The organism is Sphingomonas jaspsi DSM 18422, from assembly GCF_000585415.1.
GTDB lineage: Bacteria > Pseudomonadota > Alphaproteobacteria > Sphingomonadales > Sphingomonadaceae > Sphingomicrobium > Sphingomicrobium jaspsi.
Genome location: NZ_KK073876.1, coordinates 1,987,112 through 2,010,343 on the forward strand (window position 1 = coordinate 1,987,112; position 23,232 = coordinate 2,010,343).

30 protein-coding genes and 2 tRNA genes are annotated in these 23,232 nt (G+C 65.0%); 15 read left to right on the plus strand and 17 right to left on the minus strand.

Annotated elements, in window-relative coordinates; genetic code table 11:
- Positions 1 to 34 precede the first annotated feature (34 nt).
- The 6 genes from ndhC to thiE form a co-directional block, all read right to left on the minus strand.
- A complete protein-coding gene (gene ndhC, locus G570_RS10130; protein WP_051504572.1) occupies positions 35 to 367 on the minus strand; it encodes an NADH-quinone oxidoreductase subunit A in 333 nt (110 codons plus the stop codon).
- A gap of 144 nt (positions 368 to 511) precedes the next feature.
- Positions 512 to 1,324, minus strand: coding sequence for an inositol monophosphatase family protein (locus G570_RS10135; protein WP_037501949.1), 813 nt, complete (start codon positions 1,322 to 1,324; stop codon positions 512 to 514).
- Positions 1,324 to 1,887, minus strand: a complete 564-nt coding sequence (gene efp / locus G570_RS10140; protein ID WP_037501952.1) for an elongation factor P — start codon at positions 1,885 to 1,887, stop codon at positions 1,324 to 1,326. The genes G570_RS10135 and efp overlap by 1 nt, the downstream gene beginning before the upstream one ends.
- Before the next feature lie 72 nt (positions 1,888 to 1,959).
- Positions 1,960 to 2,589 carry a M23 family metallopeptidase gene (locus G570_RS10145; RefSeq protein WP_051504267.1) on the minus strand — a complete coding sequence of 210 codons (630 nt, stop codon included), beginning with the start codon at positions 2,587 to 2,589 and terminating at the stop codon, positions 1,960 to 1,962.
- Between the two features lie 7 nt (positions 2,590 to 2,596).
- The gene (locus G570_RS10150; RefSeq protein ID WP_245600285.1) at positions 2,597 to 3,691 is read right to left on the minus strand and encodes a L,D-transpeptidase family protein; all 1,095 of its coding nucleotides are present in this window, start codon (positions 3,689 to 3,691) and stop codon (positions 2,597 to 2,599) included.
- A gap of 81 nt (positions 3,692 to 3,772) precedes the next feature.
- Positions 3,773 to 4,450, minus strand: a complete 678-nt coding sequence (gene thiE, locus G570_RS10155; RefSeq protein ID WP_037501955.1) for a thiamine phosphate synthase — start codon at positions 4,448 to 4,450, stop codon at positions 3,773 to 3,775.
- A gap of 35 nt (positions 4,451 to 4,485) precedes the next feature.
- Here thiE and G570_RS10160 point away from each other — a divergent pair, with 35 nt between their 5' ends.
- Positions 4,486 to 4,866, plus strand: coding sequence for a hypothetical protein (locus tag G570_RS10160; protein WP_051504268.1), 381 nt, complete (start codon positions 4,486 to 4,488; stop codon positions 4,864 to 4,866).
- On the opposite strand, the gene G570_RS10165 is transcribed toward G570_RS10160, so the two are convergent.
- Entirely contained in the window at positions 4,863 to 5,732 is an 870-nt protein-coding gene (locus G570_RS10165; protein ID WP_245600286.1) for a fructose bisphosphate aldolase, read from the minus strand. The two genes, G570_RS10160 and G570_RS10165, sit on opposite strands and share 4 nt — an antisense overlap.
- A gap of 150 nt (positions 5,733 to 5,882) precedes the next feature.
- Between G570_RS10165 and G570_RS10170 the strand changes: the two genes are divergently transcribed.
- Positions 5,883 to 6,377 carry a TlpA family protein disulfide reductase gene (locus G570_RS10170; protein WP_037501958.1) on the plus strand — a complete coding sequence of 165 codons (495 nt, stop codon included), beginning with the start codon at positions 5,883 to 5,885 and terminating at the stop codon, positions 6,375 to 6,377.
- A 6-nt stretch (positions 6,378 to 6,383) separates the two neighbouring features.
- On the opposite strand, the gene G570_RS10175 is transcribed toward G570_RS10170, so the two are convergent.
- Genes G570_RS10175 through tkt form a run of 4 tightly spaced genes read right to left on the minus strand, consistent with a single transcriptional unit; the run spans position 6,384 to position 11,032 of the window.
- Positions 6,384 to 7,583 (minus strand): phosphoglycerate kinase, encoded by a 1,200-nt coding sequence (locus G570_RS10175; RefSeq protein WP_037501961.1) that lies wholly within the window; start codon positions 7,581 to 7,583, stop codon positions 6,384 to 6,386.
- The gene (locus G570_RS10180; protein WP_037501964.1) at positions 7,580 to 8,035 is read right to left on the minus strand and encodes an MOSC domain-containing protein; all 456 of its coding nucleotides are present in this window, start codon (positions 8,033 to 8,035) and stop codon (positions 7,580 to 7,582) included. Before G570_RS10180 ends, G570_RS10175 begins: the two co-directional genes overlap by 4 nt.
- Before the next feature lie 4 nt (positions 8,036 to 8,039).
- Positions 8,040 to 9,047, minus strand: coding sequence for a type I glyceraldehyde-3-phosphate dehydrogenase (gap, locus tag G570_RS10185; RefSeq protein WP_037501967.1), 1,008 nt, complete (start codon positions 9,045 to 9,047; stop codon positions 8,040 to 8,042).
- A complete protein-coding gene (gene tkt, locus G570_RS10190) occupies positions 9,044 to 11,032 on the minus strand; it encodes a transketolase (RefSeq protein WP_037501970.1) in 1,989 nt (662 codons plus the stop codon). The genes gap and tkt overlap by 4 nt, the downstream gene beginning before the upstream one ends.
- Positions 11,033 to 11,166: 134 nt before the next feature.
- Between tkt and G570_RS10195 the strand changes: the two genes are divergently transcribed.
- The 5 genes from G570_RS10195 to G570_RS13245 all read left to right on the plus strand — a co-directional run bounded on the left by G570_RS10195 (position 11,167) and on the right by G570_RS13245 (position 13,714).
- Positions 11,167 to 11,349 carry a hypothetical protein gene (locus G570_RS10195; RefSeq protein ID WP_037501973.1) on the plus strand — a complete coding sequence of 61 codons (183 nt, stop codon included), beginning with the start codon at positions 11,167 to 11,169 and terminating at the stop codon, positions 11,347 to 11,349.
- Positions 11,349 to 11,663, plus strand: a complete 315-nt coding sequence (locus G570_RS10200; RefSeq protein ID WP_037501976.1) for a cell division protein ZapA — start codon at positions 11,349 to 11,351, stop codon at positions 11,661 to 11,663. Before G570_RS10195 ends, G570_RS10200 begins: the two co-directional genes overlap by 1 nt.
- Positions 11,664 to 11,840: 177 nt before the next feature.
- Positions 11,841 to 12,395 carry a 5-formyltetrahydrofolate cyclo-ligase gene (locus tag G570_RS13240; RefSeq protein ID WP_169731752.1) on the plus strand — a complete coding sequence of 185 codons (555 nt, stop codon included), beginning with the start codon at positions 11,841 to 11,843 and terminating at the stop codon, positions 12,393 to 12,395.
- Positions 12,392 to 12,604 (plus strand): DUF2842 domain-containing protein, encoded by a 213-nt coding sequence (locus tag G570_RS10210; protein ID WP_037501979.1) that lies wholly within the window; start codon positions 12,392 to 12,394, stop codon positions 12,602 to 12,604. Before G570_RS13240 ends, G570_RS10210 begins: the two co-directional genes overlap by 4 nt.
- A 69-nt stretch (positions 12,605 to 12,673) precedes the next feature.
- Entirely contained in the window at positions 12,674 to 13,714 is a 1,041-nt protein-coding gene (locus G570_RS13245; protein WP_245600287.1) for a cell wall hydrolase, read from the plus strand.
- A gap of 68 nt (positions 13,715 to 13,782) precedes the next feature.
- Here the strand turns inward: G570_RS13245 and G570_RS10220 are convergent.
- The 5 genes from G570_RS10220 to G570_RS10240 form a co-directional block, all read right to left on the minus strand.
- Positions 13,783 to 13,859: transfer RNA gene (locus G570_RS10220), tRNA-Asp, on the minus strand.
- 51 nt (positions 13,860 to 13,910) lie between these two features.
- Entirely contained in the window at positions 13,911 to 15,062 is a 1,152-nt protein-coding gene (locus G570_RS10225) for an AI-2E family transporter (protein WP_037501982.1), read from the minus strand.
- A 57-nt stretch (positions 15,063 to 15,119) separates the two neighbouring features.
- Positions 15,120 to 15,578: a DUF805 domain-containing protein gene (locus tag G570_RS10230; RefSeq protein ID WP_051504274.1), complete on the minus strand. Its 459-nt coding sequence runs from the start codon at positions 15,576 to 15,578 to the stop codon at positions 15,120 to 15,122.
- Between the two features lie 128 nt (positions 15,579 to 15,706).
- A tRNA-Leu gene (locus tag G570_RS10235) sits at positions 15,707 to 15,791 on the minus strand.
- Positions 15,792 to 15,836: 45 nt separating this feature from the next.
- Positions 15,837 to 17,345: a YifB family Mg chelatase-like AAA ATPase gene (locus tag G570_RS10240; protein ID WP_037504082.1), complete on the minus strand. Its 1,509-nt coding sequence runs from the start codon at positions 17,343 to 17,345 to the stop codon at positions 15,837 to 15,839.
- A gap of 124 nt (positions 17,346 to 17,469) precedes the next feature.
- Between G570_RS10240 and G570_RS10245 the strand changes: the two genes are divergently transcribed.
- From G570_RS10245 to G570_RS10270, 7 genes are all read left to right on the plus strand, one after another.
- On the plus strand, positions 17,470 to 17,802 hold the full coding sequence (locus tag G570_RS10245) for a hypothetical protein (RefSeq protein ID WP_245600288.1): 333 nt from the start codon (positions 17,470 to 17,472) through the stop codon (positions 17,800 to 17,802).
- Positions 17,803 to 17,886: 84 nt separating this feature from the next.
- Entirely contained in the window at positions 17,887 to 18,021 is a 135-nt protein-coding gene (rpmH, locus tag G570_RS10250) for a 50S ribosomal protein L34 (protein WP_037504084.1), read from the plus strand.
- Positions 18,021 to 18,344: a ribonuclease P protein component gene (gene rnpA, locus G570_RS10255; protein ID WP_037504085.1), complete on the plus strand. Its 324-nt coding sequence runs from the start codon at positions 18,021 to 18,023 to the stop codon at positions 18,342 to 18,344. The genes rpmH and rnpA overlap by 1 nt, the downstream gene beginning before the upstream one ends.
- Positions 18,341 to 18,553 carry a membrane protein insertion efficiency factor YidD gene (gene yidD / locus G570_RS13465; protein WP_084607665.1) on the plus strand — a complete coding sequence of 71 codons (213 nt, stop codon included), beginning with the start codon at positions 18,341 to 18,343 and terminating at the stop codon, positions 18,551 to 18,553. The genes rnpA and yidD overlap by 4 nt, the downstream gene beginning before the upstream one ends.
- 20 nt (positions 18,554 to 18,573) lie before the next feature.
- The gene (gene yidC, locus G570_RS10260; protein ID WP_037501985.1) at positions 18,574 to 20,280 is read left to right on the plus strand and encodes a membrane protein insertase YidC; all 1,707 of its coding nucleotides are present in this window, start codon (positions 18,574 to 18,576) and stop codon (positions 20,278 to 20,280) included.
- A complete protein-coding gene (gene yihA / locus G570_RS10265; RefSeq protein ID WP_051504277.1) occupies positions 20,277 to 20,936 on the plus strand; it encodes a ribosome biogenesis GTP-binding protein YihA/YsxC in 660 nt (219 codons plus the stop codon). Before yidC ends, yihA begins: the two co-directional genes overlap by 4 nt.
- Positions 20,933 to 21,598: a glutathione S-transferase family protein gene (locus tag G570_RS10270; protein WP_037501988.1), complete on the plus strand. Its 666-nt coding sequence runs from the start codon at positions 20,933 to 20,935 to the stop codon at positions 21,596 to 21,598. The genes yihA and G570_RS10270 overlap by 4 nt, the downstream gene beginning before the upstream one ends.
- A gap of 8 nt (positions 21,599 to 21,606) precedes the next feature.
- Here the strand turns inward: G570_RS10270 and G570_RS10275 are convergent, their stop codons facing one another.
- The gene (locus tag G570_RS10275) at positions 21,607 to 22,071 is read right to left on the minus strand and encodes a cupin domain-containing protein (RefSeq protein ID WP_037501992.1); all 465 of its coding nucleotides are present in this window, start codon (positions 22,069 to 22,071) and stop codon (positions 21,607 to 21,609) included.
- Positions 22,072 to 22,097: 26 nt separating this feature from the next.
- Here G570_RS10275 and dapE point away from each other — a divergent pair, with 26 nt between their 5' ends.
- Positions 22,098 to 23,231 (plus strand): succinyl-diaminopimelate desuccinylase, encoded by a 1,134-nt coding sequence (dapE, locus tag G570_RS10280; RefSeq protein WP_037501995.1) that lies wholly within the window; start codon positions 22,098 to 22,100, stop codon positions 23,229 to 23,231.
- Position 23,232 lies beyond the last annotated feature (1 nt).

Here is a 23,232-nt window from a genome sequence, read left to right on the forward strand (position 1 = left end):
GGGTCGCGGGTCACTAGGCCGGAATCCACAGGGCTCACTCCCATTCCAGCGCCCCCTTCTTCCACGCATAGGCAAGGCCGAGGCCCAGTTCGGCGAGGAACAGCATCATCGCCGACCAGCCAGCCCAGCCGGTGCCCATCAGGCTGACCGCCCAGGGATAGAGGAATGCCGCTTCAAGGTCGAAGACGATGAACAGGATCGCGACGAGGTAGAAGCGGACGTCGAACTGCGCGCGGCTGTCGTCGAACGCGGGGAAACCGCATTCATACTCGCTCAGTTTTTCGGCATCCGGCTTATGCGTTCCGGCAAGGCGGCTGACGATCATCGGCAGCACGACAAACGCCCCCGACAGCGCCAGTGCGACCATCAGGAACAACAGGATCGGCAGATATCCGGCGGCGACTTGGGCCAAAGGGGGACTCCCGACAGGGCTAAAAGGTTCGCGCCCCTCTAGGACGCCCGCCCAGTCTGGGCAAGCGCCAGAGGCGTGAAAATGACTCGCAAAATGCGCTTAGCGCAGCGACCCGGCGAGCAGCTTGTGAAGCTTGCTGTGAAGCTCACTGTTGGCGGCAAGATATTCGCGGCGGTCAAACATCCGGTCCTGTCCGCGATAGTCGCTGACGAAACCGCCCGCTTCGCGAACCAGCAGCGTGCCAGCGGCCGTGTCCCAGATGTCGAGATCGTCTTCCCAGAAGGCGTCGAGCCGGCCCGCCGCGACCCATGCGAAGTCGAGGGTCGCAGCGCCCATCCGGCGCACGCCCGACACTTCGGGGCCGATCGCACCATAGATGCGTGCCCAGGTCGAAACGTTGCCACGCCCGAAATGGGGCATGCCGGTGCCGATCAGCGCCTCGTCGAGGTGGCGGCGCGCCGACACGCGCAAACGGCGGTCATGGAGCCACGCCCCCCGGCCCTTTTCGGCCCAGAAGCTTTCGTCGGTGATCGGCTGGTAGGTCAGCGCGTGGGTGATTTCCGGGTCGCCGTTGGGCTTCTTGTCCTCGACCGCGATCGAAATGGCGAAGTGAGGGATGCCGTGCAGGAAGTTACTGGTGCCGTCCAAGGGGTCGACGATCCAGCGAGGCTTGTCGGGGTTGCCCTCGATGACGCCCGCTTCCTCGCTAACGATGGCCCAGTCGGGGCGCGCGTTGCGAAGCTCTTCGATGACCGTCTGCTCGGCGCGCTTGTCGGCCATCGACACAAAGTCGGCCGGACCCTTCTTCGACACCTGCAGCTGTTCGACTTCGCCGAAGTCGCGGCGCAGGCGCGGCGCCGCCTTGCGGGCGGCGCGGGTCATGACGGTAATGAGGCCGGAGTGCGAAACCATCAGTCGGCGCGGCGCACGTAGGTCTGTTCGTACACGTCGACGACGATGCGCGTTCCGCTCGCGATGTGCGGCGGGACCATGATGCGCACGCCATTGTCAAGAATGGCCGGCTTGTAGCTGGACGAAGCGGTCTGCCCCTTCACCACTGCGTCGGCTTCGACGATGGTGGCTTCGATCGTGTCGGGCAGCTGCACGCTGATCGGGCGCTCGTCATACAATTCCATCACAACGTCCATGCCGTCCTGAAGGAAGGCCGCAGCGTCACCCAGCAGGTCGCGGTCGAGCGTGATCTGCTCGTAAGTGTCCTTGTCCATGAAAGTCAGCTGCTCCCCGTCGGCGAACAGGAACTGGAAATCCTTGGTGTCGAGGCGCACGCGTTCGACCGTTTCGGCCGAGCGGAAGCGGACGTTGGTCTTGCGGCCGTCGATGAGGTTCTTCATCTCGACCTGCATATAGGCACCGCCCTTGCCGGGCTGGGTGTGCTGGATCTTCACGGCACGCCAGATGCCGCCTTCATATTCGATGATGTTACCGGGACGAATGTCCACGCCGCTGATCTTCATGATGATCCGCCTATATGCCTGAGAGATGAAAAAGAGCCGGGACGGGCCGCCCCGTCCGATACGCCGCGCCCCCTAGCGCGTCGCGGGCGTTCCCGCAAGCAGCGGATAGGGATTGATCGGCGTGCCCTGGTACCATTTTTCGCCCGGGTTCATACGGTTGATCGCGAAATGGAGGTGCGGCCCGTCGGGCGATGCGTTGCCGGTGTGACCCACGAAACCGACCGGCGCGCCGCGCCCGATCTTCTGCCCCTCGGCCAGCCCGTCGGCATAGCGCTGGAGATGTGCGTAATAGTAGGTCCACAGGCCGTCGTCGGAGCGAACGTAGGCGCTGACGCCGCCCCCGCCGTTGGAAAAATAGAGCTTCTCTACGGTGCCCGGCGCCGCGGCCACGACCGGGGTGCCTTCGGCGGCCATGATGTCGATCGCGTCATGGACGCGCGCACCGCCGGCACGCGCCTGGGTGAACGTATCGACCAGTTGGTCGGCTTTGATGCCCGCGACCGGTATCGCCAGACCGGCGGGACCAACCGTCACGCTTTCCGCTACCGTGACTGCGGGGGCGCTGGCGGGCTGGACGATAGCCTTGTCGCCCACCGGCTCCACCTTGCCGTCGCGACGGCTGCCGGTGATGCCCTGGTAGAAAATCCAGAAAGCGCTCACCAGCACGGCGGTGACGATGATGGTGCCAAGACTGCGAAACATGGCGAGCTTAGGCGACGAATTCTGCCTTGAAGCCGGGCTTCAGCATGCGCGACAGGCGCAGCACATCCCAATTGGTCATGCGAATGCAGCCGTGGCTTTCCGACCGGCCGATCGTCTGCGGCTCGGGCGTCCCGTGGATGCCGTAATGCTCCTTGGTAAGGTCGAGCCAGGCGACACCGACCGGACCGTTGGGGCCCGGTGGCAATTTCTGCTCCGCCTTGCTGTCGTCAACGTCCCAGAACAGGTCCGGCTGGTAGTGGAACGGCGGCAGGTAGGCGTAGGTCGTCGCCTTCCAATCGCCGAGCGGCAGCGGATCGTGACCTGAACCGGTCGTCACCGGAAACTGTCCCACCAGGACCTCGTCCTTGTTGTACACCTTCAGGAGGCCCTCCGACTTGTCGACGACGATATCATCGCCGATTGGCTGGTCCGCATCGATGTTCAGCTTCTTCATCAGCGCGGCATATTCGGGCTTCAGGTCGCCGGAATAATCGGTGCGGCTCGCAACGACGTTGGGCAGGCGCAGTGTCTGACCGATACCGATCAACGCGGTCGGGCCGTTGAGCGCAATGATCGTGCGGGGCGTCGTGTGATACCGCTCCGCCACCTCTTCCAGCATGTTGCGGTAGGACATGGCCTTAAGCTTGGCCTGAGCCTCGGGCTTCTTGGGGAAGGGATAGACGTAATCGCCGCTGATATCGTCGGCGGTCAGCTTGACCATCACCGACGCAGGCACCTGCTGCCCAGCCAGCAAGGCATCGAGCGTCCGTCGATCCAGCTTATCGGTCAACGGCAGGTTGCGCGACTTCTGGAAGCCGTGGAGCGCGGCCTTGTAGACCATGCCATCCTTGCCATCGATCACGCCTGACGAAAAACCGGCGCGCGAGAGCAGGACCTGCGCATGGAACACGCCGCCATTGATTTCCGAACCGGGCATACCGGGCTGTACCCATCCCTGGTCGCCAGTCGGCTTGGCATCGGTCGCGGCGGGCTTGGCGGAAACATCCTGCGCGTCGGTGGGCGCGCTGGCGAACATCAGGCTAGCGCCTGCTGCCAAGGCGATGGACAGCGAAAACAGCGATACGATCGGGTTACGCGGCACTGGGCATTCCTCCTGACTCGATTTGTCAGGGTGAACGCGGCGATCGGCGAATTGGTTTCCCTGCCGTTCCGAAGATGGCGATCACCCGGCCATGGCCTCGGCAAATTCGCGGACCGCCCGTGCCGGATCGTCAGTGGCCCACACCGCATTGCACACCGCGAGGAAGTCTGCCCCCGCCGCGACCAAAGGTGCGGCATTAACGGGCGTGATCCCGCCGATGGCGACGCATGGAATTTCGAACAATGAGGCCCACCAGCTCAGGATCGATGGATGCGGACGATGCTCGCTGGGCTTGGTCAGCGTATCGTAGAAGGCACCGAAGGCGACATAGTCGGCCCCCGCCTCCCCCGCTTCCATCGCCAGGTGACGGCTGGCGTGGCAGGTGACGCCGATCTGCTTCGACGGTCCCAGGATCGCACGCGCCTCTCGCGGGTCGCCGTCCTTCTGGCCCAAGTGGACGCCGTCGGCATCCAGCCGCTTGGCCATGCTGACGCTGTCATTGACGATGAACGCGACCTCATGATCGGCGCAGATGCGCTGCAGCGGTTCGGCAAGGCGCGCGAGTTCATGGCTGTCGGCGCCCTTCACCCTGAGCTGGAATGCCGCCACCCCGCCGTCCGCGACGGCCGCCTTCAGCCTGTCGGGAAATGCGCCGCCCACGTCCTGCGGGCTGATGAGATAGAGCTGGCAGGGATGCTGCCGCTCGGGCGGGGAGAAGGCGCTGAGATCGTCGGCGTCGTCGAACATGGGATCGTTCATGCCGCGCTCATTAGCGGAAGGACAGGCTTCGTCCAATGAAGACCTTTGCGATCCTCCCAGCCTTCGCGCTCGCCGCTTGCGCCGCGACGCTGCCGACGCCCAACCCGACCGGCACGCCGACGGCAGGTTTCCAGCAAACGGCCACCGTGGGCTCCTTGCAAGTCACACCGGTCGCGCTCGTCGAGGACAGCCGATGCCCGATAAATGCGCGCTGCGTCTGGGCGGGCCACCTGACGGTCCGGGCCGAAATCCGCGGCGGTCGATGGAAGCAGGTCAAAGACCTGACGCTATCTGCGCCCCAGCCGGTTGCCGACGGCCAGATCACGCTGGTCGACGCGCTGCCGCAGAAGGTCGCGGGTAAGCCGGCCAGTCTGGCCGACTATCGCTTCACCTTTTCCTTCAGCGGCGGACTTTAGCCGGCGACCGACGCAGCAGCGATCTCGTCGATCGCTTCGCCAAGCGTCGCGTCGAATTCGGCATCGCTCTGCTGCGCGCGCAGGTCGCTCAACAGCGCGCGGCTGAAACTCGCGATCATGCCGCGGTTCTTGGCCAGCTCGGCGCAAGCCTCGGCACGGCTGAAACCGCCCGACAGTGCGACGACCTTCAGCACCTTGGGATGATCGACCAGTGGTGCGAACAAATTGGCTTCGGCCGGGATTGACAGCTTGAGCATCACCGGCGCCGACACATCGTCCAGCGCCTTGAGGATTTCGTCGCGCAGGATCACGTCAGACTGCGCGCGGTCGGCGCTCTTGATGTTCACTTCCGGCTCGATGATCGGGACCATGCCATGGGCCAGCACCTGCTCGGCAACCTCGAACTGCTGGCGCACCGCCGCCGCAATGCCTTCCGGGTTGGCGGCATTGATGACCGAGCGTTCCTTGGTGCCGAACACGCCCAGCGCCTTCGACCGCGACAACAACGCGTCGAGACCGGGCATCGGCTTCATCAGCTGGACGCCATTGGCTTCGTCTTCCAGGCCCTTGTCGATCTTGATGAACGGCACGATGCCGCGGTCGATCAGCGCCTGCGGGACCGACACGCCGTCGACGCTGCCGTCCATCGTCCGTTCGAACAGGATCGCGCCGATCACCTTGCCGCTGGCGAAGCTGGGCGACTTGATGATGCGGCTGCGCATCTGGTGGATGAGGCCGAACATTTCCTCGTCGGTCGAATATTCGCTCGCGTCGACGCCGTACCCGGCCAGCGCCTTAGGCGTCGAACCACCCGACTGGTCGAGCGCGGCGATGAAGCCGTCGCCCTTGGCAATGGTCGCACGCATCTGGTCATGATCGAAGGCCATCTGATTCCCCGCAAATTGGTTCGGCATACGTATGCGAAGCGGCTCTAGCGGGCGGGACATTGGGGCGCAATTGCTGCTTGACGATCATGTGGGCTTGGCGGAGCTTGCCACGAACCGGGAGGAACTACGATGCTGCGTTTCAGCCCTTTCGTCTTGTCCGCCGCGCTGGCGATCGCCAGCTCCGCCTACGCCGCCGTGCCGAGCGTGGGCGCATCGGCCGCCGGCAATGTCTTCAACCTCGACAATGGGCAAAAACTGGCAGTCGACGACCTCAAGGGAATGGTCGTGGTAGTCACCTATTGGGCGGAAGGTTGCAAGGCGTGCGACGACCAAGTGAAACTGGTCGACTATTATGCGCGAAGGACGCCGAACGTCGGGCTGGTGGCACTCCTTGCCCCGGTTGACGTAACGGCGCCCGGCATCGTCCGCGGCGCGGCGCGCGGGACCAGCCTCTACCCCGTCCGGTCCGTCGGCGGCTGGCTGGAACCGATGGACGCGGCGCCGACGACCTATGTCATCGACCGCCGCGGCCAGGTCCGCTTTGCCGGCACCGGCGTCATGAGCATCGAAAAGCTGAACGAAGTGCTGATGCCGGTCATCCGGGAGCCGCAACCGCCGATGTGAGTGGGGTCAGGCGCCGAGCGCCCCGACCCCCGGCAACACGCGGCCTTCCATCCACTCCAGAAATGCCCCGCCCGCCGTCGACACAAAGGTGAAGTCATTGGCCACGCCGGCATGATTGAGCGCCGACACGGTATCGCCGCCGCCCGCGACCGAAACCAGGCTGCCGTCCTGGGTCAGCGCCGCCGCCGTGCGTGCCAGCGCGACCGTGGCCGTGTCGAACGGCGGGATTTCGAAGGCGCCGAGCGGACCGTTCCACACCAGCGTCCGGCACGTCTTGAGCGCATCGGCCAGCGCCTCGACCGCGGCAGGGCCGACGTCGAGGATCATTTCGTCCGCCGCGACTTCGTGGACGTTGCAGGTCCGCAGGCTCGGCGGATTGGCCGCGAATTCCCTGGAGACCACCACGTCATAGGGGAGGTGGATGGTGCAGCCCGCTTCGTCGGCGCGTTCGAAAATGGCTTCGGCTTCGCCGATCAAATCTTTCTCGCACAGCGACTTGCCGACATCGACCCCGCGCGCGGCAAGGAAGGTGTTGGCCATGCCGCCGCCGATGATCAGATGGTCGACCTTGCCGACCAGATGGCCCAGCACCGCCAGCTTGGTCGAGACCTTGGCCCCGCCGACGACGGCCGCCACCGGCCGCTCGGGCGAGCCCAGCGCGGCTTCGAGCGCCCTCAGCTCGGCTTCCATTGCGCGTCCCGCAAAGCTCGGCAGCAGATGGGCCACGCCTTCGGTCGACGCGTGGGCGCGGTGTGCGGCGGAAAAGGCGTCGTTGACATAATAGTCGCCGAGCGCCGCCATTCCCCGCGCCAGCGCCGGGTCGTTCTTTTCCTCGCCGACATGGAAGCGGGTGTTTTCCAGGATGCCGACCGAGCCCGGCAGCATGATCGACACCGCGCGTTCGGCTTCGGGTCCGGCGCAATCTTCGATGAAACGCACCGACTTGCCGGTCAGTTCGGTCAGCGGCTGGACCAGCAGAGCGGTCGACATATCGGGCCGCTTCTGCCCCTTGGGCCGGCCGAAGTGCGACAGAAGCAGCACCTTGGCGCCCTTGTCCGCCAGATCGACGATCGTCGGCACGGCAGCGCGCAGGCGCGTGTCGTCGCTGATCGCGCCATCGACCATCGGCACGTTGAGATCGACGCGCACCAGCACGCGCTTGCCACTGAGGTCGCCAGGCAGGTCGTCGAGCGTCTTGAAACTCATTCGTCAATCTCCACGGCGACGCCGATGCTGATCGGCCCGCCTTCCAAAACCCGGGTCGTCACCCCGCCCCGCCAGTCGGGCGTCAGGGCGGCGCGAAGCCCCTCCGCTACCGCTTCCATCCGGTCGCATGGATCGGTTTCGCCGGTCACTTCCAGCACCGCACCGCCCTCGATCCGGATCAGCGCCCCTTTGCGCCGGGGCAGCTTCACGCTCTCGGTCAAAAGGTTGGCGCGCCGGTCCCACCAGTCGAGCCAGGGCTTGCCTAGCTCGTTGGTGGCGGCCTGCCAGTCTTCCAGCGCCATGACGGTGACTTCGCGCTTGTTGCGACCCTGTTTGAGCGCGCCGCGAAAGTCACCGCAGACCCCGAACCCGGGGCGGATCTCGCCGACCTCGAGCGTCTCCATCGGCGCCTTGGGCCGCTGGCGACGCGCAATGCCGATGAGCCGCCCCATCGGATCAGATCAGCTTGGCGATTGCGCCCGCCGTATCGACCATGCGGTTCGAGAAACCCCATTCATTGTCGTACCAGCTGACGACGCGAACCAGCTTGCCGTCGATCACCGCGGTTTCGAGGCTGTCGACCGTGGAGCTGGCCGGCGCGCCGTTGAGGTCGATCGAAACGAGCGGTTCATCGGTGTAGTCGAGCACGCCCTTCAGCGCGCCCTTGGCCGCGTCATGGAGGAGCTTGTTCACTTCTTCCTTGGTCGTGTCGCGACCCGGGGTGAAGGTGAGGTCGACCAGGCTGACGTTCGGGGTCGGCACGCGCACCGCCGACCCGTCGAGCTTGCCCTTCAGTTCGGGCAGCACTTCGCCCACCGCGCGGGCCGCGCCGGTGGTGGTCGGGATCATCGACATCCCCGCCGCGCGCGCGCGGCGCATGTCGGAATGGATTTGGTCGAGGATCTTCTGGTCGTTGGTGTAGGCGTGGATGGTGGTCATCAGGCCGCGCTCGATGCCGATCGCATCGTTGAGGACCTTGGCCACCGGTGCCAGGCAATTGGTGGTGCACGACGCGTTCGACACGATCTTGTGATCGGCGGTCAGCTTGTCGTGGTTGACGCCATAAACGACGGTCAGGTCCGCGCCCTTGGCCGGGGCCGAGATAAGGACGCGCTTGGCACCCGCATCGAGATGTTTCTGGCCGCCTTCCTTGTCGGTGAAGAAGCCGGTGCATTCCAGCGCGATGTCGACGCCCATGGCGGCGTGCGGCAGCTTGGCCGGATCGCGTTCGGCGGTCACCTTGATGCGCTTGCCGTTGACGATCATTTCGTCGCCCTCAGCGCTGACGTCACCCGCGAACGGACCGTGGACGCTGTCGCGCTTGAACAGCATCGCATTGGCCTTGGCGTCGGCCAGGTCGTTGATCGCGACCAGCTCCAGGTCATGGTCGTCGCGGCTCAAAATGGCGCGGGCGACAAGACGTCCGATGCGGCCGAAGCCGTTGATGGCAACCTTGGTGGTCATGCGATTTCCCTTACCTTCATATGGTCGAGCACCTTGGCGGTGATCTTGTCAGCAGTGAGTCCGAAATAGTCGTAGAGCGCTTCCGCCGGGGCCGACGCGCCGAAGCGGTCGATGCCGCATTTGAGGCCGTGAAGGCCGGTGTAGCGTTCCCAGCCAAACGTCGTGCCGGCCTCGATCGACACGCGCAGGATCTCGCGGTTCGACACGTCGGGCAGGACGTCTTCACGGTAGGCGGCAGGCTGGGCGTCGAAGGCTTCGGTGCAGGGCATCGACACCACGTCCGCACCAATGCCCTTGGCTTCGAGCTGCTTGGCAACCTCTACCGCCAGGCTGACTTCGCTACCGGTGGCGATGAGGATGACCTTGCGCTGCCCCTCCGCCGCCTTGAGGCGATACCCACCCTTGGCCGACAGATTTTCGCCCGCCGCTTCGGTGCGGAGCGCGGGCAGGTTCTGGCGCGACAGCGCAAGCAGGCTCGGTCCGTCTTTATCGAGCGCATCGGCCCAGCATTCCGCCGTCTCGACCGCGTCGGCCGGACGATAGACATGAAGGCCCGGCATTGCGCGAAGGCTTTGCAGATGCTCGATCGGCTGGTGGGTCGGTCCGTCCTCGCCAAGACCGATCGAATCGTGAGTCATGACGTAGACCGCCTTGGCCTTTTCCAGGCTGCCGATGCGGATGGCGTTGCGGGCATAGTCGCTGAACACCAGGAAGGTGCCGCCGTAGGGCAGCACGCCGCCATGCAGCGCCATGCCGTTCATCGCCGCGACCATGCCGAATTCGCGGATGCCGTAGTGGATGTAGCGGCCGCCGTAATTGGCACCGTCCAGCACGCTGATGTTCTTGGTCATCGTGTTGTTGGACGGGGTGAGGTCCGCCGATCCGCCGATCGTTGCATCGATCGCGGCGTTGATCGCGTCCAGCGCCATTTCGGATGCCTTGCGGGTGGCGACGGTCGGCTTGTCCGCGATCAGCTTGTCGAGGTGCGGCCGCAGCCAGCCGGAGTCGAGCTTGCCGGCCGTGCGGTCGAGGAATTCGTCCCTCTTGCCACTCGCCTCAAGTCGCTTGGCCCAGGCCGCCCGCTCGGGCGCGCCGCGGGCGCCGGCCTGCTTCCAGGCGGCGGCAACGTCCTCGGGGATTTCGAACGGCGGCAGGTCCCATCCCAATTCCTTGCGCGCGGCGGCGACTTCGTCGGCACCGAGCGGCGAGCCGTGCGTCGCGGATGTGCCCTGCTTGTTCGGCGCACCGAAGCCGATGATGGTGCGGCAGCGGATCAGGCTGGGCTTCTGCTCTTCCTCCAGCGCCTCTTCGATCACCTTGGACACCTTGGCGCTGTCCATCCCGTCGCATTCGAAGGTCTGCCAGCCCATCGCCTCGTAACGGCCAAGGATATCCTCGTTGCGCGACAGGTCGGTGGGTCCGTCGATGGTGATCTTGTTGTCGTCCCACAACACAATCAGGCGACCCAGCTTCAGGTGCCCTGCGATCCCGGCGGCTTCGTGGTTGATGCCTTCCATGAGGCAGCCGTCGCCGGCGATGACATAGGTGCGATGATCGACCAGGTCGTCGCCGTAAACGGCGTTGAGGTGGCGTTCGGCGATCGCCATGCCCACGGCCATTGCTAGGCCCTGCCCGAGCGGACCGGTGGTCGCTTCGACGCCGGGCAATTCCTGACTTTCAGGGTGACCGGCGCACGGGCTGTGCAGCTGGCGGAAGTTGCGCATGTCTTCCATCGTCGGCCGCTCGTAACCGGTGAGGTTGAGCAGCGCGTAGATCAGCATCGATCCATGGCCGGCCGACAGCACGAACCGGTCGCGGTCGGGCCATTTGGGGTCCGCGGGATCAAATTTCAGATGCTTGGTGAACAGCGCGGTCGCGGCGTCGGCCATGCCCATCGGCATGCCCGGGTGACCGGAATTGGCGGCTTGAACGGCATCCATCGCCAGGGCGCGAATGGCATTGGCGAGTCGGCGTTGAGTCGGCATGGAATCTCCCATTGGCTCGGCCGCCCCATGGGACTCGGCGTGCCGATGGTTTGGTGCCTATTGTCGCTGGGTGGTGCCGCGTCAACCTCGGCGGTGCTTGCAGACGCAGCCCTTCTTGAATAATCCTGTCAGCGATGGACCCTAAAGTGCTGGAAAATGCGATGGAACGGGCCGAGCGGGCGCTGATGCGGATCGAGCGGTCGGTCGAACGCGGGTCGATGGCGCCGAGCGCCGGCGGCCGCGACGACGAACTTCGCGCCAAGGTCGCCGACGCCCTCGCCGAACTCGACGAGATCATCCGCGAGGCGGCGGTCTGATGGCCGAGGTCGAACTCACCATCGCCGGTCGCCCCTACCGCGTCGCCTGCCGCAACGGCGAAGAAGAAAATCTGATGAAGGCGGGCGTGCTTGTCGACCAGAAAAGCCGCGAGGCGCTGGCCGGTCTTGGCACGCTGAGCGAATCGCGGCAGCTGCTGTTCGCAGCGCTGCTGCTTGCCGACCAGCTGGTCGACGGTAAGGAGGTCGAGCTGCCGACCGGACCTGATCCCGAACTGGTCGAAAAGGCCGAGCGGTTGGCGGAACGGTTGGAATCGCTGGCCGATACCCTTGAGCAAGCCGAGCGGGACGCCTAAGTAGGTCGTGACGGGTACTGCCTCGCACGAGCCGCTAACTTCCCTGAGGCGATTATCTCCACTTGGGGGCTGTCCCTGCGGTGGCCCTGGCCATTGTACATGGTCCCCACCTGATGCTTTCGGCGTCAGAGGACTTTAAGGCAAACGACCATGGCGGTCCCGTCACTTTCCCCCTCCATGTCCAAGCCCGAGCTGCGGGCAGCAATGCGCGAGGCGCGCAAGGCCTTCCTGTTGGGGCTAACGACGCCCGAACGCGTGACGATGGAACGGTCGCTCCATGCCCAGTTGAAGCCACTGCTCGAGTCGGCGCAGGTCGTCGGCGCCTATCTTCCGGTCGGCAGCGAAATCGACCCGCTGGGCGCCGAGTTCGACATGGAAAAGACGGCCTTTCCTGCCTTTTCCAGCGACCCGGAGGGCAAGATTTTCCGTTTCCGCCTCGGCCCGCCGATAGCTGTCGGGCCGCACGGCATTCCCCAGCCGGGTCCGATGGATCCCGAGGTGTCGCCCGACCTTGTCCTTGTGCCCCTCATCGCGGTCGACGGACGCGGAACACGGCTTGGACAGGGTGGCGGGCACTACGACCGCGCGCTCGCCCGGCTGAAGGAACGCGGCTCGCGCTTCATCGGTCTCGGCTGGCCAATGCAGCGGATCGACTTCGATCTCCCGCTCGAATCGCACGATATCGCCCTCGACGGTTACGCGTCTCCGGCCGGGCTGGAGATGTTCCGGTGAGCGAGCCGAGCTGGCGCAAGCCAACCGGTATTTTTGGAATCCTTGCGTATATCGCGATCTGGGCGATTGTTGTCGCGTCGCTGTCCGGCACCGTCGGCAGCTGGCCGATCCTGCTTCAGGCGCTGTTCTACCTGGCGGCCGGGATTGTGTGGATCGCGCCGCTCAAACCTGTGCTCAAGTGGATGGAAACAGGACGTTTCACAGACTGAAACGAACCGTTCGTCGACGGTTCATTGAAAATGCTGTATTGGGGCACCAATTCACCTTTCCCCATGAGCATGAGCCTCGCCTTGAAGCCCTCGCGGCCGCTGAGCGCCTTTTCGCGCGAGATCGCCATTTCGGCGATGCTCGGCGTGGCGGCGATGACCGCGCTTGCTGGCGTCAGCGGCGCGACCCCGCGGCTTCCCGGCTTCATCGCCGGGGAAGAACAGGTCGCGCAGGCCGAAGTCCCCCCGGCGCCGCCGCCGATGATCGTGCGCGACGTCGCGCCGGACGAAGCGGTCAAGCTCAACGCCGCGATTCCCGTGGCCAACGTCGATTTGTCGCCCGCCGCGCCGTTCACGCTCGGCGTCGCCAGTGACGAGACCCGGGCCCGCGCGATCGAATGCCTGACCAGCGCCATCTATTATGAAGCCGCGCAGGAAAGCGAGGCCGGGCAGCGCGGCGTCGCGCAGGTGATCCTGAACCGCGTTCGCCATCCAGCCTTCCCCAACAGCGTTTGCGGCGTGGTTTATGAAGGCTCGACCCGATCGACGGGGTGCCAGTTCACCTTCACCTGCGACGGATCGATGAGCCGCGCGCCTGTCCCGGCATTGTGGAACCGCGCCCGGCGCGTTGCCGAGCAGGCACTGGCCGGTTCGGTCTACGCCCCCGTCGGCAACGCCACCCATTATCACGCCAACTATGTCTTGCCCTACTGGGCCTCCAGCTTGGTCAAGACGCACGTCGAAGGCGCGCACATCTTCTATCGCTGGGCCGGAAGCTGGGGACAGCCGGCAGCTTTCACGGACCGCTGGAGCGGGCGTGAGGCAAGCCCTGCCCTGCTGCGCCAGGCAGCCCTCAGCGCACCGCACAACGTCCGGCCGATCGTGGCGCCCAACAGCGGCGCTGCCGAGCTGGCGCAAGCCGGCGCTACCGTCACGAAGGAAGGCGGCCGCGTCCGCGTTCGCTTCACGCCCGAGGCGCGCGCTGCGGTCGAAAAGGTCGCCGTAGCGGCCAAGCCCTATGTCGAGGAAGTCAGCGCGTCGGACAATCTGCGTTACGCGCTTGGCGACAGCAACGCGTCGACATCGTCCGAACCGGCATTCGGCAGCAAATAAGCAATAAAAAAGCCGCCGGCAGCGATTGCGCGGCGACCTAAACCGATGCCAGTTTCGCATGTGGAAAATGGCGCGAGTGACGGGGCTCGAACCCGCGACCTCCGGCGTGACAGGCCGGCGCTCTAACCAACTGAGCTACACCCGCTCTTGTGCGGTGGCGGCCAACTAGGAGAGCCTCCGCAACCTGTCAACACGCTCAGTCGTCTTTTTCTTCATCCTCGCCGACATGGGTCAGCGTTCCATCCTCGAACAGGAAGCCGGCGATGTCGGGCGTGCCCGCGGCCGAGAAGATCTGCTTGATGATGATCAGCAGCGGGACTGCCAGCAACGCCCCGGTCGTCCCCCACACCCACGCCCAGAAGGACAGCGACACCAGGATCAGCAGGGGATTGATGGTCAAGCGCTTGCCGACGATGAACGGCGTGATCGCATTCGCCTCGACGACGTGCAGGCCGATGAAAATCGCGGGCGGTAGCACCGCGGCCCAGGGGTCGGCGAAGGTCATCAAACCCCCGATGCCCAGCAGCAACGCCGATGCGATCGGGCCAAGATAGGGAATGAAGTTCAGCACTGCGACGATACCGCCCCACATCAGCGGCGAATCCATGCCCAAGACCCACACCGTCACCGCCGTCAGCGCGCCCAGCGCGACATTGATGAGGCTGATCGTGCCGATGTAGGTCGAGGTGGAATCTACTACCTGCTGGATGACCCTGGCGGTCGTCAGCGCACCTTCGAAACTGCCGCGGCTGGTGATGGTGCGCTTGCGCATGCCGGTCCAGCCGCTGAGGAAGAAATAGATCACCAGCAGCGAGAAGAAGAGTTGGATCGCGGCGTGCGGGGCGGACGTGGTGATGATCCCGGCCAGCGAATTGGGCGTCTCGACCCTGACCGTCCGGCTCTTGTCGATGTCTTGGACGATGTGATTGACGATCCGGTCGATGAACTTCTGAAGGCTGGAATAGAGGTCGAGCACCGGGGCCAGCGCATCGGTGACGCGGTTGATACGCTGCGGGACTAGCGCGACCCAGTCGATGGCCGGGATGACGATCGCCGCGATGGCGAAGGCCACGATGCCGAGGAAGATGATGACGCACAGCAGCGCCGCCAGTCGCGACGGCAAGCCGCGCCGCTCGAACCATTCAAGCAGAGGGACGAGCGCGATGGCGATCACCATCGCCGCCGTCACGGGAAGGAAGAATTCGGCGCCTTCGCGCAGCGCAAACGGCATGGCGATGACCAGCCCGATGCCGCCGAGCAATGTCAGCGACGCAAGCAGGCGTATCCGCTTGATCTCCAGCGGGTTGTCGGCGGACGAATCGCGATTGTGATCGACGGGCACGGTCATGGCGGCGACTGTATCATCGCCGCCGTGCCGCGCTAGTCGATGCGCAGTTTCCCGAGATTATTTCGCGAACGAAAAGGCCTTGGGACTCGCGCCATATTTGTTCGGGATGCTGCTTCCCTGCTTGGTGAGCAGGACGAGCAGGTTGGCGAACAGCAAGAGCGTGACGCCGACGAAGCCAAGCTGGATGATCCGGCCAATGAACCCGCCGAAGATTACGACAAATGGCATCGCGAACAGCAGTGCGAACGGAAGAATCGCTTCACGGCCGCTGCGACCCACGTCGTGGAGCCGGCGGACGGTGACTGCAACCTGCGGCATGAACAGCAGCAGGCCGGTCAGGCCGGCGATCGGGCCCGGCATGGCACCGAAGCCGAACAGCAGGCTGTCGACCAGCCGCGCGACCATCTGGGCGAGGACGCAGAAAAAGAAGAAATACCAAAATTCCTGGCGCGACGCGCGGCCGTTGAATTCAAAATATTTACGAAGCGTCATCATGGCCGATTGAAACAGCGGCATGGCATCCCCCCCTAACTCAGACCCAACCGAGGCGGAGACTGCCTTAAACCACTCTATTCAACAAGAGATTAACGCCGCGCCGTCTATCGAGCGACTGCGAAGGCAGGTGCGCGCAATGCCCGAATATGTGGTGCCCCCGGTCGGACTCGAACCGACACTTCTTGCGAAACTCGATTTTGAGTCGAGCGCGTCTACCAATTCCGCCACAGGGGCCTGTGGAGCGAACGGCCTGCTAGCCGAGCTTGCTCCGGCTTGCAATCAGTTGCGCGGCGCCTGCCTTCGATAGCTTAGCGCCTCCGCGACATGGATGCGCCCCACTTCCTCATTACCAGCCAAGTCGGCGATCGTCCGTGCGACCTTGAGCACGCGGTGGTAGCCGCGTGCGCTCAGTCGCATTGCCGCCGCCGCGTCGGCCAGCAGCTTTCGACCCCGCTCATCCGGAGTCGCGACCGCGTCCAGCAATTCCCCGTCAGCCTCGGCATTGGTGCGCACACCATGCCCTCGATAGCGGTGCGACTGGATGGCGCGCGCCGCTGCTACGCGCGCCGCTACGATCTTGCTGTCCTCGGCCGGCGGCGGGAGCGTCAGGTCGGCGGCGCTAACGCCCTGCACTTCAACATGGAGGTCGATCCGGTCGAGCAGCGGGCCCGACACCTTGGCCTGATAGTCTGCAGCACAGCGAGGCGCCCGGGCGCAGGCCAGCGCCGGATCGCCGAGATGTCCGCATCGGCATGGGTTCATCGCCGCGACCAACTGGACCCGGGCCGGGAAAGTCACATGCATATTGGCGCGGGCGACGCTGACCGTCCCCGTTTCCAGCGGCTGGCGCAGCGAATCGAGCACCGCGCGCTGGAATTCGGGCAGTTCGTCGAGGAACAGCACGCCAAGGTGCGCGAGGCTGATTTCGCCCGGCCGGACCTTTAGTCCGCCACCGACCAGTGCCGGCATCGATGCGCTGTGGTGCGGCGCACGGAACGGACGACGTCGCATCATGCGTCCGCCTTCCAGTTCGCCCGCGACGCTGGCAACCATAGACACTTCCAGCGCCTCGGCCGGCTCGAGCGGCGGCAATATCCCCGGCAGGCACGACGCCAGCAGCGATTTGCCTGCCCCCGGCGGACCGTTCATCAACAGATTATGGCCGCCCGCCGCCGCGATCTCCAGCGCGCGCTTGGCGACCTCCTGCCCCTTCACCTGCTTGAGATCGGGGCCGCCCACTGCCGGCTCCGCCTCGCCCGGCTCCGGCGGGCGAAGCAATTGCGTGCCCTTCAGATGCGATAGCAGGGCCAGCAGGTCCGGCGCGGCTAAAACCTCCACATTGCCCGCCCAGGCCGCTTCCGCGCCTTGCGACGCCGGACAGATCAGGCCCATGCCTTGCGACGAGGCACGCAGCGCCGCCAGCAGCACGCCCGGCGAGGGTGCGATCCGGCCGTCCAGCCCCAACTCTCCCACGGCCACATAGTGCGCCAGGCTTTCGGCATCCGCCGCGCCAATGGCGGCCAGCAGGCCGAGCGCGATCGGCAAGTCGAAATGCGACCCTTCCTTGGGCAGGTCGGCGGGCGACAGATTGACGACGATCCGCTTGGGCGGCAGCGCCAGCCCGATGGCGTGGAGCGCCGCCCGCACCCGCTCGCGGCTCTCCGCCACCGCCTTTTCGGGCAGGCCGACGATGACGAATGCGGGAAGGCCGGCGGCAAGCTGAACCTGGACTTCGACGGGACGGGCTTCGAGGCCGAGATAGGCCACAGTGGCGAGGCAGGCGACCATCAGCGGCCACTCCATACGCAAACGAACAAACACCCCCCTAGCTTCGGCCCGCCGACCTTACCGTTCGTCGAACAAACCGCAAGCGGGCCTTGCCGGGGCCGCAAGGCGCAACCACATCGCTTGCATGATCAGTCGCGATCAGTGGCGGGCGTTCGAACAACAGCCCTGGATGCAGTCGGTGGAGTTTGCCGTCGGCATCCTGCTGATCATCGCTTCCCCGCTGGCCGGTGTCATACCGGGCCCAGGCGGCATCTTCGTGTTCGCCGCGGGTCTGGCGCTGGTTCTGCGCACATCGATGTGGGCCAAGCGCCGCTATGTCCATTTCAAGCGCTGGCAGCCGAAGGCGGGGCGCTGGGCCGACTGGGGATTGCGTCGCGAGAGCGCCAAACGCCGCGAAGCCATCGCCAAAGAGCGAAAATTGGCCGAAACCGCACTCGAAACGCCCGAATCGCGTTGACTTTGGCACCGCTCGACAGTATCGGCGCCCCCAACGACGGCCGCTTCGGCGGCCCTTTTCATTCGATTTTTGAAGGCATGAGCCATGAAGCGCACTTTCCAGCCCAGCAACCTCGTCCGCAAGCGCCGTCACGGCTTCCGCTCGCGCATGGCGACGGTCGGCGGTCGCAAGGTGCTGAACGCTCGCCGCGCCCGCGGCCGCAAGAAGCTCAGCGCTTAATTACCCTCACGAAGCGTAGCGACTTCCTTGCCGCCAACCGCGGCAAGCGCGCGCCCATGCCCGGCTTCGTGCTGCTCGTCCGCCCGCGCGAGGATGGCGACGACATGATGCGCGTCGGCTTCACCGTCACCAAGAAGATCGGCAATGCGGTCGTCCGCAATCGCATGAAACGCCGTTTCCGCGCGCTCGCCCGCGACCTGCTTCCCGATCATGGCATTGCCGGCGCCGATCATATCATCATCGGTCGATCGGGCGGCATCGAGCGCGATTTCGCCAAGCTCGCCGACGAACTGAAGCGCGCCCTCAAAAAGGTTGCGGCATGATCGCCAGGGCCATGATCCTGATAGCAAAAGCCTGGCAGAAAGGCCCAAGCCGCGTATTGCCGCCCAGCTGCCGTTTCCAACCCAGCTGTTCGGCCTATGCGATTACCGCCATTTCCCGCTATGGGGCGGCGAAAGGCGGCTGGCTCGCGCTGAAGCGAATCTTCCGTTGCCATCCCTGGGGGGGACAGGGTCCCGACCCAGTTCCTTAAATCGAAGGACGAATTTCATCGTGAACGACAATCGCAACATGATTTTGGCGATCGTGCTGAGCGCCCTTGTGCTGATCGGCTGGTCGGCACTGTCGGAGAAATTCTTCCCCACGCCCAAACCACCGGTCGCCAAGACCGCCGAGGCGCCCACGGTCGACGCAGCGCCCGCCCCTGCCGCTGCTCCAGCGCCCAAGCTGCAGGATGTGAAGACGGTGCTGGCCGCGGGCCGGCGCGTCGCTATCGACACGCCAAGCCTGAAGGGCTCTATCGATCTCAAGGGCGCGCGGTTCGACGATTTGCTGCTGGTCAAGCAGCGCGTCACCGCCGACAAGAATTCCGACCCGGTGCGACTGCTGTCGCCGGCCGGCGCCGCCGACAGCTATTTCGCGCAGTTCGGATGGACCGGACAGGGCGTCGCCACGCCCGATGCCAACAGCGTCTGGACCGCCAGCGCGCCGACCCTCACGCCATCCAGCCCCGTCACGCTCAGCTGGTCGAACGCGACCGGCCAGACCTTCCAGCTGATCGTGTCGGTCGACGAAGGATATCTGTTCACCGTCAAACAGCGCGTCGCAAATAGCGGCAGCGGTGCCGTCGCGGTGCGCAGCTACGGCCTCATCAGCCGCGCCGACAAGAGCAAGGACACGTCTAGTTGGACCAACCACGTCGGCCCGATTTCCTATCTGGACGCCAAGGCCGACTATAGCGTCGACTGGAAGACCCTTGACGAGAACAAGGCCGGGATCACCCGGGACAGCAAGGGCGGCTGGCTCGGTTTCACCGACAAATATTGGCTGACTGCGCTCGTCCCCGCCAACGGTGCGCCAGTCGAAGCGAGCCTGCGCAAGAGCGACAGTGGCGCCTACCAAGCCGACTATGCCGGCTCCAACGCCATCATCGCGTCGAGCCAGGCCGTCAGCAGCGAAACCCGCCTGTTCGCCGGTGCGAAGGAAAAGAAGTGGCTCGACACCTACGAGACCGCGGGCATCACCAAGCTGTCGAAGTCGATCGACTGGGGCTGGTTCGAATGGTTCATGCGCCCGATCTTCGGCCTACTGCAGTGGCTGTTCCACATGACCGGCAACTTCGGCGTCGCGATCATCTGCCTGACCTTCATCGTGCGCACGCTGATGTACCCGATCGCCGACCGCGGCTTCCGATCGATGGCCGACATGCGCCGCGTGCAACCGAAAATGAAGGCGATTCAGGAACGCTACAAGGACGACAAGCCGCGGCTGCAGCAGGAAATGCTGAAGCTGTATCAGGAGGAAAAGGTCAACCCGGCGTCGGGCTGCCTGCCGATCCTGCTGCAGATCCCCGTTTTCTATGCGCTCTACAAGGTGCTGATGGTCAGCGTGGAAATGCGCCACCAGCCGTTCGCCTTGTGGATCCACGACCTTAGCGCGCCCGACCCGCTGACCCCGGTCAACCTGTTCGGCCTGCTGCACTTCACGCCGCCGGCGTTCCTCGCCATCGGCGTCCTGCCGATCCTGCTGGGCATCACCATGTACATGCAGTTCAAGCTGAACCCGCAGCAGATGGACCCGGCGCAGCAGCAGATCTTCGGGATCATGCCGTGGATCCTGATGTTCGTCATGGCGCCGTTCGCAGCGGGCCTGCAGCTTTACTGGGTGGTGTCGAACATCCTCACCATCGCCCAGCAGAAGTGGCTCTACTACCGCTACGATCACAAGCTGAACCCGCCCGACGCGGTCAAAGCCAAATGACCGACGGGCCGGACAACATCGCCGGGCATGAACTGGCCGAGCGCGCGCGCAAGTTATTCGCGGGGCCGATCGACTTCCTGAAGTCGGCCCCGAAGCTTGAGCATCTGCCCGATCCGATCGCGCCGGAAATCGCCTTCGCGGGCCGCTCGAACGTGGGCAAGTCGTCGCTGATCAACGCGCTGACCAACCGCAACAAGCTGGCGCGCGCGTCGAATACGCCGGGGCGGACGCAGGAGCTTAATTATTTCGACGTCGGCCGCGACCCGCTCGTGTTCCGGCTGGTCGACATGCCCGGCTATGGTTTTGCCGAAGCGCCCAAGGACATGGTCAAGCGCTGGCGCTTCCTGATCAACGACTATCTTCGCGGGCGTCAGGTGCTGAAGCGCGCGCTGGTGCTGGTCGATAGTCGCCACGGCCTGAAGGATGTCGACCGGGATGTCATGAAGATGCTCGACGACGCGGCGGTCAGCTACCACCTCGTCCTTACCAAGGCCGACAAGGTGAAACCGACCGAGCTCGAGAAGACGCTGGAGAAGATCCGCGTCGAAGCAGCCAAACACCCGGCCGCGCACCCGCTGATCATTTCGACCTCGAGCGAGGAAGGCTGGGGCATCGCCGACCTTCGCACCGCCATCCTGGAGGCGGTCGAGCAGTGAAGCTGATCATCGGCAACCGCGCCTATTCCAGCTGGTCGATGCGCGGCTGGCTGGCGCTCAAGCATGCCGGGATCGAATTCGAAGAACTGGTCGTGCCGCTGTTCGACAGCGAATGGGACCAGCGCCGCGAGGGCGAGGAATTCGCCGCTTCATCGGGAAAGGTGCCGGTGCTGTGGAACGGCGACGACGTCGTGTGGGACAGCATGGCGATCGTCGAATTCTGCGCCGAGCGGTCCGAACCCGGCCGCTTCTGGCCGACCGACGAATGGGCGCGCGGCATGGCCCGATCAATGGCCGCCGAAATGCATTCAGGCTTCTCGCACCTGCGCCGCGAATTGCCGATGAACGTCCGCAAGAATTTCGGCAGCGTGCCGCTCTCGCCCGACGTTGAGGCCGACATCGTGCGCATCCTCAACCTGTGGGCGCAGGCCCGCGCGCGCCATGGCGGCAGCGGCGATTATCTGTTCGGCGAATGGAGCGCGGTCGACATCATGTTCGCGCCGGTCGTGACCCGTTTCGTCACCTATGGCGTTCCCGTGCCGCCCTTTGCCGGCGCCTATATGGAAGCGGTGCTCCACCGCGCCGACGTGGTCGAATGGATCGAACTGGCGCAGGAAGAACCTTGGGTCATCGACCAGGTCGAATATTCGCCCGACGGCTGACTGGCGGCTTACGGCAGGCGCTTTGCCGGATAGGGCGTCCCGTCCTTGTGGAAGTAGCCCGCGTCCTCGAATTTCATGTCGATGTCCGAATAGGACCCGCCCCCTGCCCGATTCCCCGCGCTGATGGCGATGAAGACGCAATCGTCCTGGCCGCGGTTTATCATATGGTGCCCGTCGGTCGCACCGGCCTTCCATGCCGCGACATCGCCGGCGCGCAGCAGCGTTTCGCCTCCGTCCTCGACCAGCACGGCTTCGCCGGAGATCATCACCACCAACTCGTCTTCCGCCTCATGCCAGTGGCGCTGGCTCGACCATGCGCCGGGTTTCAGAACGACATGACTCGCCCCAAGCTCGGTCAACCCGGCCAGCGGAGCGATCCGTTTCCACCACCGCCCTTGCACCGGCTCGTCGAACGGCGGCGGGTAACCCGTCGCGTTGGACGCTTCGACCGACTCAAGATCGACTTTCGGCATTGGCTGCTCCTTGCTAGGCCCATGCCATGACCCACGCCGTCGATCCTGTCGAGCTTGCCCGCGCGCTCATCGCCTGCCCCAGCGTCACGCCCGCCCGCGGCGCGGTGTTCGACGTGCTGGAAGCGGCGCTAACCCCGCTCGGCTTCACCTGCCACCGCTTCGTGATGGGCGAGGCTCCTGACGGCCCGACTGAAAATTTGGTCGCGCTGCGCATAGCAGGCAACGGGCCGCATTTCGGCTTCGCCGGTCACCTCGACGTCGTGCCGCCGGGCGACGGCTGGTCGAGCGATCCCTTTGATCCGGTGATCGAGGACGGTGTCCTCACCGGCCGAGGCGCGGTCGACATGAAGAGCAGCATCGCCGCCTTCGTCGCGGCACTGGCCGACGGCCTGCCGGCACACGGCACGCTATCGCTGCTCATCACCGGCGACGAGGAAGGCTATGCCACCTATGGCACCCCGCGGATCATCGACTGGCTCAACCAGCGCAATATTCGCCCCGACATGATCCTGATCGGCGAGCCGACCTCGGTCGACCGCCTCGGCGACACGGTGAAGGTCGGGCGGCGCGGGTCGGTCAACATGTGGATCGACGTGCCCGGCCACCAGGGCCATGTCGCCTACCCCCACCTCGCCGACAATCCGGTGCCCAAGCTGGCGCGGATCGTCGCAGCGCTGTCGGCGATACACCTCGACGATGGCACCGACCGTTTCCAGCCGTCCAACCTCGAATTCACCGGTATCGACACACCGACGCACGCCAGCAACGTCATTCCCGGCATGGCCACGGCCCAGCTCAACATCCGGTTCAACAACCTCCAGTCGGGCGAGGCTCTGGTGAAGATGGTCGAAGAGGTCGCCAGGCGCGAATGCCCCGAGGCGTCCGTTCGCGCCCGCATTTCGGGTGAAGCCTTCCTGACCCCGCCCGGACCGCTGTACGACGTGGTGGCCGACGCCATTCGCGAAGAAACCGGTATCGACACCGACCTGTCGACCAGCGGCGGCACCTCCGACGGGCGTTTCCTGATCAAGCTGTGCCCGGTGGTCGATTTCGGCTTGCCCAACGCATCGATGCACAAGGTCGGCGAACATGCCCGGGTGGAGGACATCCGCACCCTCGCCCGCATTTATCGCCGGGTTATCGACAAGGTCTTCGCCTAAG

Bases quoted from the DNA above. Each gene is read 5' to 3' on its own strand.
- ndhC (WP_051504572.1), bottom strand. From the start codon at position 367: ATGGTCGCACTGGCGCTGTCGGGGGCGTTTGTCGTGCTGCCGATGATC.
- G570_RS10135 (WP_037501949.1), bottom strand. From the start codon at position 1,324: ATGGTTTCGCACTCCGGCCTCATTACCGTCATGACCCGCGCCGCCCGC.
- efp (WP_037501952.1), bottom strand. From the start codon at position 1,887: ATGAAGATCAGCGGCGTGGACATTCGTCCCGGTAACATCATCGAATAT.
- G570_RS10145 (WP_051504267.1), bottom strand. From the start codon at position 2,589: ATGTTTCGCAGTCTTGGCACCATCATCGTCACCGCCGTGCTGGTGAGC.
- thiE (WP_037501955.1), bottom strand. From the start codon at position 4,450: ATGAACGATCCCATGTTCGACGACGCCGACGATCTCAGCGCCTTCTCC.
- G570_RS10160 (WP_051504268.1), top strand. From the start codon at position 4,486: ATGAAGACCTTTGCGATCCTCCCAGCCTTCGCGCTCGCCGCTTGCGCC.
- G570_RS10165 (WP_245600286.1), bottom strand. From the start codon at position 5,732: ATGCGTGCGACCATTGCCAAGGGCGACGGCTTCATCGCCGCGCTCGAC.
- G570_RS10170 (WP_037501958.1), top strand. From the start codon at position 5,883: ATGCTGCGTTTCAGCCCTTTCGTCTTGTCCGCCGCGCTGGCGATCGCC.
- G570_RS10175 (WP_037501961.1), bottom strand. From the start codon at position 7,583: ATGAGTTTCAAGACGCTCGACGACCTGCCTGGCGACCTCAGTGGCAAG.
- G570_RS10180 (WP_037501964.1), bottom strand. From the start codon at position 8,035: ATGGGGCGGCTCATCGGCATTGCGCGTCGCCAGCGGCCCAAGGCGCCG.
- gap (WP_037501967.1), bottom strand. From the start codon at position 9,047: ATGACCACCAAGGTTGCCATCAACGGCTTCGGCCGCATCGGACGTCTT.
- tkt (WP_037501970.1), bottom strand. From the start codon at position 11,032: ATGCCGACTCAACGCCGACTCGCCAATGCCATTCGCGCCCTGGCGATG.
- G570_RS10195 (WP_037501973.1), top strand. From the start codon at position 11,167: ATGGACCCTAAAGTGCTGGAAAATGCGATGGAACGGGCCGAGCGGGCG.
- G570_RS10200 (WP_037501976.1), top strand. From the start codon at position 11,349: ATGGCCGAGGTCGAACTCACCATCGCCGGTCGCCCCTACCGCGTCGCC.
- G570_RS13240 (WP_169731752.1), top strand. From the start codon at position 11,841: ATGTCCAAGCCCGAGCTGCGGGCAGCAATGCGCGAGGCGCGCAAGGCC.
- G570_RS13245 (WP_245600287.1), top strand. From the start codon at position 12,674: ATGAGCCTCGCCTTGAAGCCCTCGCGGCCGCTGAGCGCCTTTTCGCGC.
- G570_RS10225 (WP_037501982.1), bottom strand. From the start codon at position 15,062: ATGACCGTGCCCGTCGATCACAATCGCGATTCGTCCGCCGACAACCCG.
- G570_RS10230 (WP_051504274.1), bottom strand. From the start codon at position 15,578: ATGCCGCTGTTTCAATCGGCCATGATGACGCTTCGTAAATATTTTGAA.
- G570_RS10240 (WP_037504082.1), bottom strand. From the start codon at position 17,345: ATGGTCGCCTGCCTCGCCACTGTGGCCTATCTCGGCCTCGAAGCCCGT.
- G570_RS10245 (WP_245600288.1), top strand. From the start codon at position 17,470: ATGATCAGTCGCGATCAGTGGCGGGCGTTCGAACAACAGCCCTGGATG.
- rpmH (WP_037504084.1), top strand. From the start codon at position 17,887: ATGAAGCGCACTTTCCAGCCCAGCAACCTCGTCCGCAAGCGCCGTCAC.
- yidD (WP_084607665.1), top strand. From the start codon at position 18,341: ATGATCGCCAGGGCCATGATCCTGATAGCAAAAGCCTGGCAGAAAGGC.
- yihA (WP_051504277.1), top strand. From the start codon at position 20,277: ATGACCGACGGGCCGGACAACATCGCCGGGCATGAACTGGCCGAGCGC.
- G570_RS10275 (WP_037501992.1), bottom strand. From the start codon at position 22,071: ATGCCGAAAGTCGATCTTGAGTCGGTCGAAGCGTCCAACGCGACGGGT.
- dapE (WP_037501995.1), top strand. From the start codon at position 22,098: ATGACCCACGCCGTCGATCCTGTCGAGCTTGCCCGCGCGCTCATCGCC.